General features: G+C 71.1%; 14 protein-coding genes. 7 read left to right on the top strand and 7 right to left on the bottom strand.

The window, feature by feature from the left end; all coding sequences use genetic code 11:
- Window positions 1-52 precede the first annotated feature (52 nt).
- Window positions 53-1,195 (top strand): hypothetical protein, encoded by a 1,143-nt coding sequence (locus AMYBE_RS0107160; protein WP_027927447.1) that lies wholly within the window; start codon window positions 53-55, stop codon window positions 1,193-1,195.
- A gap of 117 nt (window positions 1,196-1,312) precedes the next feature.
- Here the strand turns inward: AMYBE_RS0107160 and AMYBE_RS0107155 are convergent, their stop codons facing one another.
- On the bottom strand, window positions 1,313-2,485 hold the full coding sequence (locus tag AMYBE_RS0107155; protein WP_020658672.1) for an iron-containing alcohol dehydrogenase family protein: 1,173 nt from the start codon (window positions 2,483-2,485) through the stop codon (window positions 1,313-1,315).
- Entirely contained in the window at window positions 2,482-3,585 is a 1,104-nt protein-coding gene (locus tag AMYBE_RS0107150) for a mandelate racemase/muconate lactonizing enzyme family protein (RefSeq protein WP_020658671.1), read from the bottom strand. Before AMYBE_RS0107150 ends, AMYBE_RS0107155 begins: the two co-directional genes overlap by 4 nt.
- Window positions 3,586-3,661: 76 nt before the next feature.
- On the opposite strand from AMYBE_RS0107150, the gene AMYBE_RS0107145 reads away from it, so the two are divergent.
- Together AMYBE_RS0107145 and AMYBE_RS0107140 are read left to right on the top strand one after the other, a co-directional pair.
- A complete protein-coding gene (locus AMYBE_RS0107145) occupies window positions 3,662-4,462 on the top strand; it encodes an IclR family transcriptional regulator (protein WP_020658670.1) in 801 nt (266 codons plus the stop codon).
- 88 nt (window positions 4,463-4,550) lie between these two features.
- Complete coding sequence (locus AMYBE_RS0107140) at window positions 4,551-4,988, top strand: hypothetical protein (protein WP_034287997.1); 438 nt, start codon at window positions 4,551-4,553, stop codon at window positions 4,986-4,988.
- A gap of 28 nt (window positions 4,989-5,016) precedes the next feature.
- Here the strand turns inward: AMYBE_RS0107140 and AMYBE_RS0107135 are convergent, their stop codons facing one another.
- Window positions 5,017-5,661, bottom strand: a complete 645-nt coding sequence (locus tag AMYBE_RS0107135; protein ID WP_020658668.1) for a TetR/AcrR family transcriptional regulator — start codon at window positions 5,659-5,661, stop codon at window positions 5,017-5,019.
- 90 nt (window positions 5,662-5,751) lie between these two features.
- Between AMYBE_RS0107135 and AMYBE_RS0107130 the strand changes: the two genes are divergently transcribed.
- Window positions 5,752-7,125, top strand: a complete 1,374-nt coding sequence (locus AMYBE_RS0107130; protein ID WP_020658667.1) for a flavin-containing monooxygenase — start codon at window positions 5,752-5,754, stop codon at window positions 7,123-7,125.
- Entirely contained in the window at window positions 7,122-8,009 is an 888-nt protein-coding gene (locus tag AMYBE_RS0107125; protein WP_020658666.1) for an alpha/beta hydrolase, read from the top strand. The genes AMYBE_RS0107130 and AMYBE_RS0107125 overlap by 4 nt, the downstream gene beginning before the upstream one ends.
- Window positions 8,010-8,124: 115 nt before the next feature.
- On the opposite strand, the gene AMYBE_RS0107120 is transcribed toward AMYBE_RS0107125, so the two are convergent.
- The 4 genes from AMYBE_RS0107120 to AMYBE_RS0107105 form a co-directional block, all read right to left on the bottom strand.
- Window positions 8,125-10,419: an FtsX-like permease family protein gene (locus AMYBE_RS0107120; protein ID WP_027927445.1), complete on the bottom strand. Its 2,295-nt coding sequence runs from the start codon at window positions 10,417-10,419 to the stop codon at window positions 8,125-8,127.
- Window positions 10,416-11,105 (bottom strand): ABC transporter ATP-binding protein, encoded by a 690-nt coding sequence (locus AMYBE_RS0107115; RefSeq protein WP_020658664.1) that lies wholly within the window; start codon window positions 11,103-11,105, stop codon window positions 10,416-10,418. The genes AMYBE_RS0107120 and AMYBE_RS0107115 overlap by 4 nt, the downstream gene beginning before the upstream one ends.
- On the bottom strand, window positions 11,105-11,626 hold the full coding sequence (locus AMYBE_RS0107110; protein WP_020658663.1) for a PadR family transcriptional regulator: 522 nt from the start codon (window positions 11,624-11,626) through the stop codon (window positions 11,105-11,107). The genes AMYBE_RS0107115 and AMYBE_RS0107110 overlap by 1 nt, the downstream gene beginning before the upstream one ends.
- A 441-nt stretch (window positions 11,627-12,067) precedes the next feature.
- Window positions 12,068-12,955, bottom strand: coding sequence for a LysR family transcriptional regulator (locus AMYBE_RS0107105; RefSeq protein WP_020658662.1), 888 nt, complete (start codon window positions 12,953-12,955; stop codon window positions 12,068-12,070).
- A gap of 73 nt (window positions 12,956-13,028) precedes the next feature.
- Between AMYBE_RS0107105 and dapA the strand changes: the two genes are divergently transcribed.
- Both dapA and AMYBE_RS44650 read left to right on the top strand, forming a co-directional pair.
- The gene (dapA, locus tag AMYBE_RS0107100) at window positions 13,029-13,907 is read left to right on the top strand and encodes a 4-hydroxy-tetrahydrodipicolinate synthase (RefSeq protein ID WP_020658661.1); all 879 of its coding nucleotides are present in this window, start codon (window positions 13,029-13,031) and stop codon (window positions 13,905-13,907) included.
- Between the two features lie 376 nt (window positions 13,908-14,283).
- Entirely contained in the window at window positions 14,284-14,442 is a 159-nt protein-coding gene (locus AMYBE_RS44650; protein WP_154676136.1) for a hypothetical protein, read from the top strand.
- Window positions 14,443-14,868: the final 426 nt, after the last annotated feature.

Below are 14,868 nucleotides of genomic sequence, written 5' to 3'. Positions count from 1 at the left end.
CGTCTTAGTGTGGCGAGTACTTCGTGATCTTGAACCGGATGAGGGGAATCGCATGCGTAAACGGACCCGAGTGCTCGCCAGAACGCTCGCGGCGGCAGGCACCCTGGCGGCGCTGACGGTCGCGACGGCCGCCCCTGCGCTCGCCGCGCCCGCGAAGGCCGCCGCGCCGACTTCGGTCGAGCAGGACATCGCGCAGCTCTACCAGGACGTCGAAGACCTCTACAACGGACTTCCGCCGAACGCGCTGCACGGCGTCGACCCGCTGTTCCAGTCGCCGATCCCGCGACCCGGCCAGATGAAGGCGCACGCCGGCCCGATCCCGGGCTGCACCGAGGGTTCGCTGCTGACCTACGCGAACCAGCTAGCCTCGCAGCTCAGCCCGACCGATTCGAAGGCGCTCAGCGCGCTCGGCGCAATCAGCCAGCTCTACACCCAGGGCGTCGCGACCGACAAGAGCCCGCAGGTCTTCGGCACCGACGGGCAGTACAGCGGGCGCGCCTCGGCCACCATCGACAAGCTGCGCGGGTTCTGGGACATCGAGAGCTGGAACATCCAGCTGGTCGCCTGGAAGGGCACCGACCTCGGCAGCCAGGACAAGATGGTCCAGACCTTCAAGCTGGGCCTGGACCCGAAGCGCGCGCAGGAAGCCGGCGCGCTCGCGACCAAGGTGCTCTACGAGGTCCCGGCCATGCAGGGCGGCCGCAACCCGCTGCTGACGCTCAACGCGTTCTCCGCGCCGGCCGACAGCCTCGGCGGCAAGCGCGTCATGCTCGGCGACGGCCTGCTCGACGTGGTCAACCACCTCGGCTACGACGACGTCTCGGTGGAGGCGGTCGTCGGGCACGAGTACGGCCACCAGGTCGACTTCGCGCACAAGAACTACCCGAACAACGAGTCCGGCGAGATGGGCCCGGACGCCTACGGCGGATACTTCGTCGCGCACGCCAAGGGCGAGGCTTGGAATGCCCGCACCCAGCAGGAAGTCACCTACCTCGACGCGTCCATCGGCGACTGCTTCCACAGCCACGGCACCCCGGACCAGCGCAAGGCCGCCGGCGCCTGGGGCGAGAACCAGGCCGTGAAGCAGAACAACCCGAACCGGATCGTCCCGTCGGCGACGATGATCGACCGGTTCCAGAAGGAATACCCGAAGCTGATGCCGCCGGCCACCGCCGCGCTGACCGCCTCGCGCTGATTCCGGACCAGCTGTGGGCCGTCTCTCCTTCCGGAGGCGGCCCACAGCTTTGCCGTTCTTCCGTCCGCGATTTCGCCGCGGAGCCTGCGACGGCGAGCAGGCTCGCCGGTCGTCCGCTCACAAGACCGCGCGCAGGATCCCGTCCACTTCGTCCGCCGACAGCGGGCGCGGCGTGTTCGCCAGCACTCCGTCCGCCAGTGTGTCCGACACCAGATCCGGCAGATCTTCCGCGCCGATCCCGAATTCGCCCAGCCGCCCGGCCAGTTCCACATCCGCGACCAGGCTTTCCACCGCGGCGATCGCCGCGTCCGCGTTGTGCCCGGCGGATTTCCGGGCGTCCGCGACGCCGAGCGGTTCGGCCAGCCGGGCCAGCCGCCCTTCGCGCACTTCGCGGTTGAATCGGAGACATTCGCCGAGCACCAGCGCCAGGGCTTGGCCGTGCGGCAGGTCGAACCGCCCGCCCAGCGCGTGACCGACCCCGTGCACGACACCGAGTCCGGTCGTCCGCATCGCCAGCCCCGCGGTATGCGCGGCGATCATCAGGTTCGCACGCGCGGCCAGGTCGGAGCCGGCCGAGACCGCGCGCCGCAGATTCGCCGCGACCAGCCGGACTGCCTGCAGGTCCAGGCCGTCCGCCCAGGGATTCGGCCGGGCGGACAAGAACGACTCGACGGCGTGCGTCAGGCAGTCGATGCCCGCTGCCGCGGTGGCGCGGGGAGGCAGGCCCAGGGTGAGCTCCGGATCGAGAAGTGCTTGCCGGGCAAGGCAAGTCGGGCCGCCCAGGTAGCACTTCCGCTGCCGCGCGGGGTCGGTGAGGACGCCGAGGTCGTTGCATTCCGACCCGGTGCCCGAGGTGGTCGGGATCGCCGCGATCGGCAACGCCGGCACCAGGCCCGCCGAGGATTCGCTGCTCCAGCTCAGTTCGGTCGCCCGACGATCGTTGGTCACGGCGAGCGCGATGGCCTTCGCGGCGTCCAAAGCGGACCCGCCGCCGAGAGAGACCACCGCTTCGGCGGCCCGTTCGCGAACGAACCGGCCGCCCGCATCGACGTCGTCGGTAGTCGGATTCGGGTGGACATCGGAGAAGACCGCGACCCGCAGGCCGTCCTCGCGCAGCAACCGCACGGCCCGCTCGGGCAGCGGGGTGGCGGCCAGACCGCGATCGGTCACCACCGCGACTGCCCGCGCCCCGGTCGCGCGGACCACGCCGGGCAGCCGGGCGAGCGCACCGGCGGCGAAGGTGGCCACCGGATACGGGCCGATCTCGACCGCCGGTACCGGATCAGTCATGGCTTCCTCCCGAACCGCTCCTCGTCGACGTCAATCCCCAACCCGGGCGCGGACGGCACGTGCAGCAGGCCGTCCGCGTCGATGTCCAGCGGCGTGGCGAGCAGGAAGTCCCGCCGCCGCGGCGTCCAGGACGGCGGGTCGTAGGGAAACTCCAGATACGGTCCCCCGCCGACGCCGGCGGTGACGTGCAGGTTCGCGAGCAGGCCGAGCCCGTTCGACCAGGTGTGCGGCGTGAAGAGCCGGTTGCGGGCCAGCACCAGCTCGGCGAGCGTGCGGGCACGCGACATGCCGCCGGCCAACGCGACATCCGGCTGGTAAACGTCCAGTGCGTCGGATTCGACCAGGTCCAGCAGCTCCCGGAACGTTCGGACCATTTCCCCGCCGGCGACCCGGACGCCGGTCGCCTCGCGCACCGAGCGCAGGCCCGCCCGGTCGTCCAGCGGCAGCGGTTCCTCCAGCCAGAACACGTCCAGTTCGGCGAGCGCGGCCGCGAACCGCCGCGCCGCGGCCGGGTCGAGCGAGCGGCGCACGTCGCCGGGCATCCGCCACGCCTGGTTCAGGTCGACCATCAGCGCCATCTCCGGGCCGACCGCGTCGCGGACCGCGCTCATGGTCGTGATCCCGCCGGCGAAATCGTCCGCGGGCAGCCGGATCTTGGCCGCGCGGAAGCCGCGTTCGCGGGCCGCGATCATCGTCTCCGCGCGCTGCGCGGCAGGCAGGAGCCGACCGGTCGACGCATAAGCCGGGACCGCGTCGGCCGCGCCGCCGAACAACGTCGCCACCGGGACTCCGAGGACCTTCCCGAGCACGTCCCACAACGCGATCTCCAGCGGCCAGTACCGCCCGGCGTGGAACGAGATCGTCTCCAGCGCGCGCACGTGCCGGGTGATCGCCATCGGGTCCTGGCCCAGGAACAGGTCCGCGTACTGCTCGAACCCGGCCATCGTGTCGCCGGAGCCGTAGCCGACCACGCCCTCGTCGGTGACGACCTTGACCACGGTCGCGTCGAACCGGGTGCGCGGCACCGGGTCCCACGCGGCCTCGAACGGCGGATCGAGCGGCAGCGTCCCGGCCAGCAGCTGGATGTCGGCGATCTTCACTCCCTGAACGGTAGCCACGCATTGACTCCCGCCCAATTGTTGTTGCACAGTCCTCAACAAGCTCCGGGGAGGCACCGTGACGAACCAGCGCACCTACGGTTCGGGCTTGGTCCGCGACGTCGACTTGCTCGAAGTCCTCGCCCGGCCGGAAGCCCGCGGCGGGCTCGGCGTGTCCCGGATCGCCGAACTGTCCGGGCGCGACAAGGCGCAAGTGTCGCGCGCGCTGGCCACGCTGGCCGACGCCGGGCTGGTGGACCGCGACGAGCACACCCGCGCCTACCGGCCGGGCTGGCGGCTGTTCGCCCTCGCCACGCACGCCACCGAAACGCATCTCGCGCAGCTCGCCGCGCCATTCCTGCGCACGATCGTGGCGCGGCTCAACGAAACGACGCATTTATGCGTGCTGCGCGCCGGACAGGTATTCACCGTCCGCAGCGAGCTCGCCTCGCACGCTTTTCGAGGGCTCGGCTGGGAAGGCGTCGGAGTCGACCCGTTCACCACTTCACCCGGACGCGTGCTGCTGAGCGAATGGGACGCCGAAACCGTCGGGCAATGGTGGCGGACGTTCCCTCCCGCTTCCGCTCCGCCGCTGCCGGACCTCCCCGGTCCGGCCGCCCCGGTCGCTCCGCTCACCCTCGAGCGGCTGACCGCGAAACTGGCACGGATCCGGCGGCGCGGTTACGAAACAGTCGACGAGGAGTTCGAGCCGGGACTGGTCGGCGTGTCCGCTCCGGTGTACGGCTTCCGCGGCGACCTCGTCGCGGCCGTCAACGTCTCCGCGCCGAAATCGCGGCTGGGCGGACGGCTGCCGGCGGCCGGGAGGTTCGCCCGCACGGTCGCCGACCGGATTTCCGAGACGCTCGGCGCGGGGCGGTGAATACCGGACCGCGCCCTCCCGGTCCGGCCGGCGGTCACCTATGCTTTTCGGAACGTTCATTTTTTCTCACAGCCGGCTGGGTGGCCTCATGTACGAAATCCCGCCGACCGCGGCAATGCAGCGCTGGTCCGTCTCCGTCGACGGCTTCCGCGCCATCTTCGCCTGCGCGCCCTGGCTCGAGGACCCGACCGCCGACCGCGTCCTGCCCCGGCTGTGGCCGGGGCGCGGGCTGGGCGTCAGCGACGCGGACACCGCGGGCCTCGCCGCGGCGGTCGCCGAAACGATGAAAGCGCCGAGCTACTGGACCGCCAGCCACCGCGGCGGACGCTCCTGGCAGGAGCAGCCGTGGTCGGTCGCCCGCCGGGACCACGACGAGGGGTTCGTGTATTTCGCCGGTCCGTGCGGGGAGCCGGAGCCGACGGCCGGATATCGTCCGGCATACCACTTGCCGCTGGCGCTGCGCGATCTGCGCGGATTGCGGATCCGGCTGGCGGCGTATCTGCGGGCGGCCCGGGTTCCGGGCTGAGCCGAGCGGGGCCGAGCCATCCCGGCACTCACCCGGCCAGGAACGGCGCCAGCATCGCGCCGGTCAACCGGCGCGCGACCGCCACCGCGTGCGCCGAATCCCCCGCCACCAGACCGAACACCGGGTCCAGCCCCGCCACATGCGGGGCCAGCGCCAGGTGCGGCAACACCAGCAGCAGCAACGACAACACCGTCTCGACGTCGGTGTCCGCCCGCAACTGCCCCCGCGCGACCGCATCCTCGACCAGCGGACGCAGCACCGCCAGGTAGTGGCAGTTCACCGCCGCCCGGACCGGAGTCCGCGCGGTCGGGTCGGGTTCCAGGTTCGCCGCCGCGGTGATCGCGCGTTCCTGCGGATGGTCGTAGAAGTAGCGGACCCATGCGTCGAGCAGTTCGTTCAGCGCGCCGGCGAAGTCCGCCGCCCAGTCCAGCCGGGCGATCTCCGCCTCCATCGCGGCGCGAATCCGGAGACTGGCCAGTTCGGCCAGATGGACGTACATGTCGGCCTTGTCGGCGAAGTACTGGAAGAGGCTGCCCTTCGACACCCCTGCCGCCCGGCAGATCGTGTTGAGGCTGCCGCCGCTGAAGCCGCGCGCCGCGAACTCCGCCTCGGCGGCCGCCAGCACCGCCGCGCGGCGCTGCTCCGGCAGCCGCTCCCAGGTTCCCGTCGGCACCGCCAGCCTCCTTTTCGTTGACTTCCGCCCGGTGCCGATCGTACTCTATGACCACCGGTCATATGACCACTGGTCACAACGAGGAGCGCCATGTCCGCGAACAATTTCCGGGTCTGCGTCGTCGGCGCGGGCTCGTCCGGGATCGCCGCCGTCAAGGTGCTCGCCGAGCGCGGCATCGACGTCGACTGCTACGAGCTGTCCGACCGGGTCGGCGGCAACTGGGTGTGGGGCAACCGCAACGGGGTCTCCGCCGCGTACCGGTCGCTGCACATCAACACCTCGCGCAAGCGGATGGAGTTCAGCGACTTCCCGATGCCCGCCCACCTGCCGGACTTCGCCCGGCACGACCAGATCGCCGACTACTTCGCCGCCTACCTGGAGCACTTCGGCTTCCGCGACCGGATCCGATTCGGCACCGGCGTCACGCACGTACAGCCGCAGCCGGACGGCAGCTTCGCCGTCTCGCTGTCCACTGGGGACACCGTCGCCTACGACGCCGTCCTCGTCGCCAACGGCCACCACTGGGACCCGCGGCTGCCGGAGCCGATGTTCCCCGGCGTCGAAGGGTTCACCGGCGAGGTCATGCATTCGCACGCCTACACCGAGGAAGAACAGCTGGCCGGCAAGCGGGTCGTGGTGGTCGGCATGGGCAACTCCGCGATGGACATCGCGGTCGACGCGTCTTACCACGCCAGCGAGACCTACCTGTCCGCCCGGCGCGGCGTGCACGTGATCCCGAAGTACGTCTGGGGCCGCCCGTACGACCAGATCGGCGGCTCGGAATGGCTCCCGTCCGCGCTGCGCTGGCCGATGGCGCGCCGGCTGATGGCCGCCGCGACCGGGCCGATGACCCGGTACGGCCTGCCCGCGCCGGACCACAAGTTCGCCCAGGCGCACCCGACCATGTCCAGCCGCATCCTCGACCGGCTCGCGCACGGCGCCATCACGCCGCTGCCGAACATCGACCGGTTCGACGGCGACGAGGTGGTCTTCGCCGACGGCCGGCGGGTCGCCGCGGACCTGGTGGTGTTCTGCACCGGGTACAAGATCAGCTTCCCGTTCTTCGACCGGGACTTCCTCGATCCGTCCGGCGACAACGAGATCCGGCTGTACCGGCGGTTGTTCCACCCGAAGGTCCCCGGCCTGTACTTCGTCGGGCTGGTGCAGCCGCTCGGCGCGATCATGCCGATCGCGGAACGGCAGGCGCAGCTGATCGCCGACCACTTGCAGGGCCGCTATCACCTGCCCGGCGCCGCCGCGATGGACCGCGAGATCGACACCCACCGGCGGCGGATCCAGCGCCGCTACGTGGCGTCCAAACGGCACACCATCCAGGTCGACTACGACGACTACATGCGCGACCTTCGGCTCGAACGCCGACGAGGTGCCCGCCGCCCGGCCGGCCGCACCCCGGCCGACCGTCCGGTCGCCAGCGCCGCCGTCCGCGAGGGAGTGCCGGCATGAACGTGGCCTTCCCGGTCGACGGAGACCGGTGCGCCGCGACGCTGTACCTGCCGGCCGCCGAAAAGCCGCCGGTGATCGTGATGGCGCACGGCCTCGGCGCAGTCCGCGAAATGGGGCTCGCCGCCTATGCCGAACGCTTTACCGCCGCCGGCTACGCCTGTCTCGTGTTCGACTATCGCCACTTCGGCGACAGCGAAGGGACTCCGCGGCACCTGCTGTCCCCGCGCAAACAACTCGCCGACTGGGCCGCCGCGATCGCCTACGCCCGGACGCTCCCCCAGGTCGACGGCGACCGCGTCGTCGCATGGGGCACGTCGTTCGGCGGCGGGCATGTGCTCGCCACCGCCGCGACCCGTCCAGCCGGCCTGGTCGCCGCGATCGCGCAGTGCCCGTTCACCGACGGCATCTCGTCCGCGTTGGCCATGCACCCCGCCAGTTCGGTCAAGGCGACCTTCGCCGCCGCGCGCGATGTCGTCGGGCACTGGCTCGGCCGCCCGCCGTACCGCATCGCCACCGCCGGTCCCGAACGCGGCACCGCGCTGATGACCGCTCCGGACGCCGAGCCCGGGTATCTCGCGCTGGTCCCGCCTGGCAGCGATTTCCGCAACGAAGTAGCGGCGCGGGTCGTGTTCGACATCCTGCGCTACCGGCCCGGCCGCGCAGTGAGCCGGATCGAGGTGCCGACGCTGTTCGCTGTCTGCGAGACCGATTCCGTCGCACCGGCCAAGCCCACGCTGCGCTACGCCGCCCAGGCTCCGCACGGCGAGGTACGCACTTATCCGGACGGGCACTTCGCCATCTACGCTGGCGAGCCGTTCGAGCGGGTCGTCGCCGACCAGCTGGAATTCCTCCGCCGCCAGGTGCCGACCGCAGTGGCGGACTGATCGTCCTGCCGAGCGCGACCGGACACCTTCCAGCCCGCGAAAGCCGGAAAGGGCCTCTTGAGGGACTTGGCTTCCCTCAAGAGGCCCTTCCCGGACCCCACCCCCGCGAGCCGGCTCATTCCGAGCGCAGCGTGTCCAATCGGGTCACCTGCCGCAGCAGCGGCATGGTCAGCCCGGTCACCAGCAGCACCGCCACGACCGCCGCGCCGGCCAGCCCGAGCAGCACCGGGACGTCGATGGTCATCGGCCGGTCGGCGAGCCGCAGGATCGGCGCGGTCAGACCGAGCCCGGCCGCGACCGCCAGCACCACGCCGACCACCACCGGCACCGCCGTCTGCCACAGCGATCCGCGGGCCAGCACGCCGATCGGCACGCCGGCCGCGGACAGCGCCGCGAGCGGGCGGCGCCGTTCGCTGATCTGCTCGATCGACAGCATCAGCAGGCTCATCGCGGCCACCGCGAGCACGAACAGCGACGCGGTGATCAGCACCGACCGGAAGTTGTCCACCAGCTGCTGGTCGCGGTTCATCGCGCCGTTGAGGAAGGTGCTTTGGCTGACGTCGGCGTTCCACGCGAGCGGGCTGACGGCCTTGGCGACACTGCTCATCAGCGCCTTCGGATCGCCGGTGCCGGACACGTAGACCGCGACCGCGGACTCCGGCAAGGCGATCCCGCCGAGCGCGCCCGGCGTCACGAGGATCTCGCCTGAGGACGCCCTCGACGTGTCGCCGGACTGCACGATCTTGACGTTCGACGGCACCGTCCACTCCGGACCGATGGTCTCGCGGCCGTGCGAGTGGCCCACCAGCTTCACCCGGCCGCTCGGGACGGCCCCGCCCTTCGGCGCCACGACGTAGAACGCGTCGCCGTCCGCGCAGTCGCCGATGTTGGCCTGCACCTTCAGCGCCACGCAGTCGCCTACGACGCCGAACGCCGGTTGCGCCGAGGACATCAGCTCGATGTTCCGCATCGGGTGCGTGCCAGTCGCCCCGGGCACCGCCGACACTGCCTTGACCACCTCTGCTTCGTGCTGGGTGGTCGTCTGCACCCGGACCGGGGCCGCGGCCACTCCGTCCGGCGGCGTCTGCTGCTTGATGCCGCTGCTGAGCGACGTCATCACGCCCTGGATCAGGATCGTCCCGGCCAGCACCACGACCAGGCCGGACACCACCCGGCTCGCGGTGCCGCTGTCCAGCTGGAGCCGCCGGATCGCCAGCTGCCACGACGGCGAACCGCCGTGCAGCCGCTCCACGATCCGCTCGACCAGCCACGGCAGCAGCGCCGCCACGCCGACCAGCAGGAACACGCTGCCCGCCGAAAGCGCCAGCCCGGCGCCCGTGCCGCCCTTGCCCCGGTCCAGCAGCAGCGTGCCGGCCAGCAACAGCACTCCGATCGAGGTGATCGACCAGCGCCACCACATCCGCCGGCGGACTGGCTTGCCCTGGCGGACCACGCCGAGCGGCTCCACGATCGTCCGGCGCAGCCCGAACAGCGCCGACCCGACCGCGAGTCCGGGCACCAGCAGCACGATGACGACGACCCATGGCCAGGACGGGACGAAGTCCTCCGGGAAGATCCGCAGCCCGAACGGCAGGATGTCGGCGACGAAAGTGCGCAGCAGGGCGAAGAAACCGATCCCGACCACGAGCCCGATCACCGCTCCGACCAGTGATTCGGCCGCCGCGACCCGCTTCACCTGCCGGGAGTCCAGCCCGATCAGCCGCAGCGCGGCGAGCCGGCGTTCCCGTTGCGCCGCGCCCATCCGCGACGCCGTGGTCACGAAGATCAGCAGCGGCAGCAGCAGTACCGCCGCGATCGGCAGAATGACGGCGAGCATCACCGCGGACAGCCCAAGCCCGGTGTAGGGCACGCCGAAGCCATACGCCTTGCCGCCGTCCTCGCCCTCCGCCTGGATCTGCGCGGCCGGCACGCCGTAGTACGCGGTCAGGTCGGCGGCGTTGGCGACGCCTTGCCAGGTGATCTGGCCGACGACGTGCCCCGGCAGCTGGGCTTTGAGCGAGCCGCCCTCCGCGGAGTTCAGCTTCGCGGCCAGCTCCGGCGACACGACCAGCTCGCCCGGTGCGGGCACCTTGGCCAGCCCCGGCGGCACCGGCGAGTTCTCCCCGGTCGGCGCGACCGCGGTGATCCGGACGTAGTCGTCGCCGAGCGACGGATACCAGTTGTAGGTCAGCAGCGGCGCGACGCCCGGCTGCGGCTGTTTGACCGGCTGGATCGCCGCCTTGCGTTCCGCCTGTGCGCCGGCCAGGTGATGCACCGCCGCGGCAGGCAGCAGGACGGCGACCGCGAGCGCGATCCCGAACGCGGTCATCGCCAGGCGCAGCAGCGCCGAGCCGGACATCCGGCCGCCCCCGACGGCCAGCCGGAGTCCCAGCAGGAGATCGCGCATCATGAGACGAGCTCCCGGTTGACCGTGCGCCCGTCGCGAACCACGATCTCGCGATCGGAGTACGCAGCGACCCGCGGCTCGTGGGTCACCAGCACCACCGCGGCGTGCGTTTCCCGCGCCGCCTGGGTGAGCATCTGCATGACCTTCTCGCCGTTGAGCGAGTCCAGCGCGCCGGTCGGCTCGTCCGCGAAGACCACCTTCGGTCCGGTCACCAGCGCCCGCGCCACCGCGACCCGCTGCGCCTGCCCGCCGGACACGTCGCCCGGACGACGCTTGGCCAGCCCGTCGACCTCCAGCCGGGCGAGCCATTCGGTCGCCTTGGCCTCGGCCTGCTTGCGCTTGGCCCCGGTGAGCCGCAGCGGCAGCGCGACGTTCTCCAGGCAGGAGAGCTCAGGCACGAGCTGGCCGAACTGGAACACGAAACCGAACTCGGTGCGGCGCAGCGCGCTGCGCCGCTTGTCGTCCATCCCGACCAGATCGGCGCCGCCGTAGGTGATGGTGCCCGAGTCCGGCCGGACGATGCCGGCCAGGCAGTGCAGCAGCGTCGACTTGCCCGATCCGGACGAACCCATGATCGCGAGCACTTCCCCCGCCGACACGGACAGCTCCGCCCCGTCGAGCGCCCGCGTCTGGCCGAACGACTTGTACAGCCCGTTGCCCTGCAGCAACGGAGTTCCCGGCCTGGTCATCAGCGCACCGCCTTCTCGAGTTCGCCGAGGCGCGCGGCGGTGAGCTCCAGCCACCGCAGGTCCGCCTCGAGGTGAAAGAGCGCGTGGTCGCAGATCAGCTGATCGGCCAGGTCGCCCCCGTTTTTGCGTTTGGTCAGCGAACGCATCGCTTTGAGGTGCTCGCCGCGCTGGACGTCGAGCACGTCGGACGCGCTGCGCCCGGACAGCAGCGCGAGCACCACCTTCGTGTAGAGCGTGTTCTGCAGGTACGGCTCCGGGTTCTCCGGAGTGCGCAGCCACGTCTCGACGTCGGTGACGCCCGCGTGGGTGATCGTGTAGCGCTTCCGCTCCGGGCCGTCCCCGCTTTCGACGCCTGCCACCTCGACCATGCCGTTGCGCAGCAGCCGCGACAGAGTCGAGTAGACCTGGCCGTAGGCGAGCGGACGGTCCTGCCCGAACTGCTCGTCGTACGCCCGCTTCAGGTCGTAGCCATGCCGCGGACCCGATTCGAGCAACGCGAGCAAGGTGTGTGAAACCGACATCCCCTTGTTCCCTCCTTGACCCCGTTATCCGGGGGTGAAGATCACTATACAGCAGGCGTATACCTCGTGTGTATACCACTAGAGAATAGGCTGTCTTCCCAGGTCAGAGGATTCTTACCGAGAATCGGAGGGTCCGCCGAGGTGGTGGCCGGGTTGCCCCCGTTCGAGCCGTTCCGAGGACCGGATCGGGGCGGGCGGCGGCCTGGCGGCCTTACCCGCCCTCCCCTCGTCCGCAACTAGGGTCGCGTGATTCCTGTCCGCTTGACGGCGGACTGCCGTGAGGGGCCCCTTGAGGGAATCAGATTCCCTCAAGGGGCCCCTCACGGACCTGGTTCGCCGCATCGGGGGGGCGTCACCGGGGCCAAGGTCCGTCTCGTCCAAACCCGCATCCAGAAGCTCGTCGACAACAACGCTGAGCACAGACATCGCACTCACCGGGAACTAGCCGAGTTCCGTCAGCACCGCCCGGATCGCCGGGCTGCCGTCCGCGCTGCGCCGCCACACCGCGTGGACCTCGCGCTTCGGCGGCCGGTGCAGCGGCCGGGCGACCAGCCCTTCGGCCAGCGGCGGACGGGCCAGCCGGGGAATCAGCGCGACGACCTCGCCCGAGGCGACCAGTGACAGCTGCGTGGAGAAGTCGTCCACCAGATGTCGCACGTCGGGTTCGTCCGCCGCGCCCGCGAAGAGCCTCCGGAACCACTGGTGGCAGACCGTGCCGGGCGGGCTCGCCGCCCACGCGTGCCGGGCGAGGTCGGCGATCCGCAGCGGCGCGGCGGCCTGGGCGAGCGGATGAGTCCGGTGCATGACGACGTCGCCGCGATCGGTGTGCAGGTGGCGGCGGGTCAGCGACGGCGGCAGCGGGGCGGGCAGCCCGTCGACGTCGTGGACGAGCGCCAGGTCGGCGGTGCCCGCGTCGACGCTGCGGACGGCTTGGTCCGGGTCCTGCTCGGTGATGCGCAGGGACAGGTCCGGACAGCTCGTGGACAGCCGCGGGACGATCGGCGCGAGCAGCCCCCGGATCGCCGTCGAAAAGCCGACCAGCCGGACCGAGCCGCGCGGTGCGCCGTCCGCGACCGACTGGGCGGCCTCGGCGCAGCGCTCCAGCGCCTGGAACACCTCCGGTGCCGAGTCGACCAGCGCCTGTCCGGCGGGAGTCAGCACGACACCGCGACCGGCCGGCGCGAGCACCGCCGCGCCGACCTGGCGTTCGAGCCGCTTGATCTGCTGCGAGACCGCCGACGACGTGAACCCGAGTTCCTCGGCCGCCCGCGCCAGCGTCCCCAGTGCGGCCACCGACTGCAGCGCCCGCAGCGCGCCGACTTCGATCATCAAGCGATGCTACGCAATACCGGCAAGAAAGCATCGCTGGACCGCACCATTGCGGCGGCGACAGGATCGAGGCATGAACGACCTCTTCGGCAGCAACCTGGTCGCCATGGCGACCCCGATGGAACCCGATTTCGCGATCAGCCAACCGGGCGTCGCCGGGCTGGTCGACCACCTGCTGGCCACCAGCTGCGACGGCCTGGTCGTCGGCGGCACCACCGGCGAGTCACCCACGCTGACCGACGTCGAGGCCGCTGACCTGGTCCGCATGGTCGCCGCCGGCGCGAGCGGCCGGGCGCGGGTGATCGCCGGAGTCGGCAGCTATGACACCGCCGCCAGCGTCCGCCGGGCCCGCGAAGCCGAAGCCGCCGGCGCGGACGCGCTGCTGCTCGTCTGCCCGTACTACTCCAAGCCAACGCAAGCCGGGATCGTCGAGCACTGCGCGGCGGTAGCCGACGCGACCGGACTCCCGGTGATGCTTTACGACGTCCCGGCCCGAACCGGCACCGCGATGACCGCGGCCACGTTGATCGAGCTGGCCGCGCACCCACGCATCCGTGCGGTGAAGGACGCGAAGGGCGACCTGTTCGAAGCGATGACGGTCATGGCCCGGACTTCGCTGGCCTACTACTGCGGCATCGATGAATTGAACCTGCCGTATCTCGCCTGCGGCGCTGCGGGCGTGGTCAGCGTCGTCGGCAACATCGCCGCGGACCGGAACCGAGACCTGATCGACGCGGTCCGGGCAGGCGATCTTGAAGGCGCACAAGCGATCCAGACCGCGCTGTTGCCGCTGACCGACGCCGTCCTGCGGACGTCGCAGGGTGCGATCATGGCGAAGGCCGCGCTGGCCCGCCTGGGGATCATCCCGCACGCGACGGTGCGACGGCCGCTGCTCGAATCGCCGGCGGCGGATCTGCGACGGTTGACCGACGTGCTCGCGGCGGCGGCCTGAGGAGTGCGAAACCCGCGGCAACGCGGCCCAAGCGTGTGTCTCAGCGGGCGAGGTGCCGGGATCAGCCTTCGGATGTCCGTGAAGGGCCCCTTACCGGACTTGGATTCCCTCAAGGGGCCCTTCACGGACAGAACCGCACGCCCTGGCAACTACACCAAATGAGACACCCGCCAAGACTGCCGGGCAGCCGCGCCGTGACCGGCACGGCTGCCCGGCCCCGCGCCGGTCCGATGCGGACATTCCACATCGGACCGGCGCGGCCTCCCCCTCCTCGCATCGGTCCGCAACGGACCGAGACCTGGTTCGCTACCGCCGCTTCGCCACTATCCTCGCCACACTGTCCACAGTAGACAGTCTCGGCTCCGGACGCGGCCCGATGCCGAGGACCTCGCCGTCGGCCACCCAGACCAGCGAGCCGGAGGAGCTGTCCAGCGGGGCGAGCGGGGTGGTCCGGGCACCGGTCACCTCGTCGTGCTCCGGCGGCCCGCAGACCACCCCGGCCGAGCACCCCGCCGGATTTCGGCGCGACCGGTAGGTCAGCACCCAGCCAACCGGGAAATCGTCGTCGAGACTCGCTTCCACCACGCACTCCGATCTGCTCGGCACTCCACCGAATTCCCCCGGAACAGGGCTTTCGTGCGCTGCGCCTCTTCCCGCAGCTGAACGAAAAACCGCGGCACTAGAGGTCGCGGTCCCGGCGGGCGGCTTCCGAACGAGTGCGTTGCGCCGGAATCCCGCACGGGCGACCGGCCCGCTTGCCGGCTCCCGGCCCGTCCCCAAGCGGCCACTGCCGGTCGGGCGGCTCGGCACCCAGCCCTTCGCCCTCAACGGGACCGAACTTCCCAGGATTGGTCATCATCGGCGGATCCCCTCTGGCTGCAACAAATTCCGTCGCCAGGGTCCGGGGCTGCGCAATAGCCTAGGTGTTCTCCGGCTTGCTCGCGCTACGCCAGGCGGGTGA

Origin of the sequence: Amycolatopsis benzoatilytica AK 16/65, assembly GCF_000383915.1 — a bacterium.
GTDB lineage: Bacteria > Actinomycetota > Actinomycetes > Mycobacteriales > Pseudonocardiaceae > Amycolatopsis > Amycolatopsis benzoatilytica.
The sequence above is the reverse complement of the archived record's forward strand: the minus strand, read 5'-3'. Positions and strand labels throughout refer to the sequence as shown.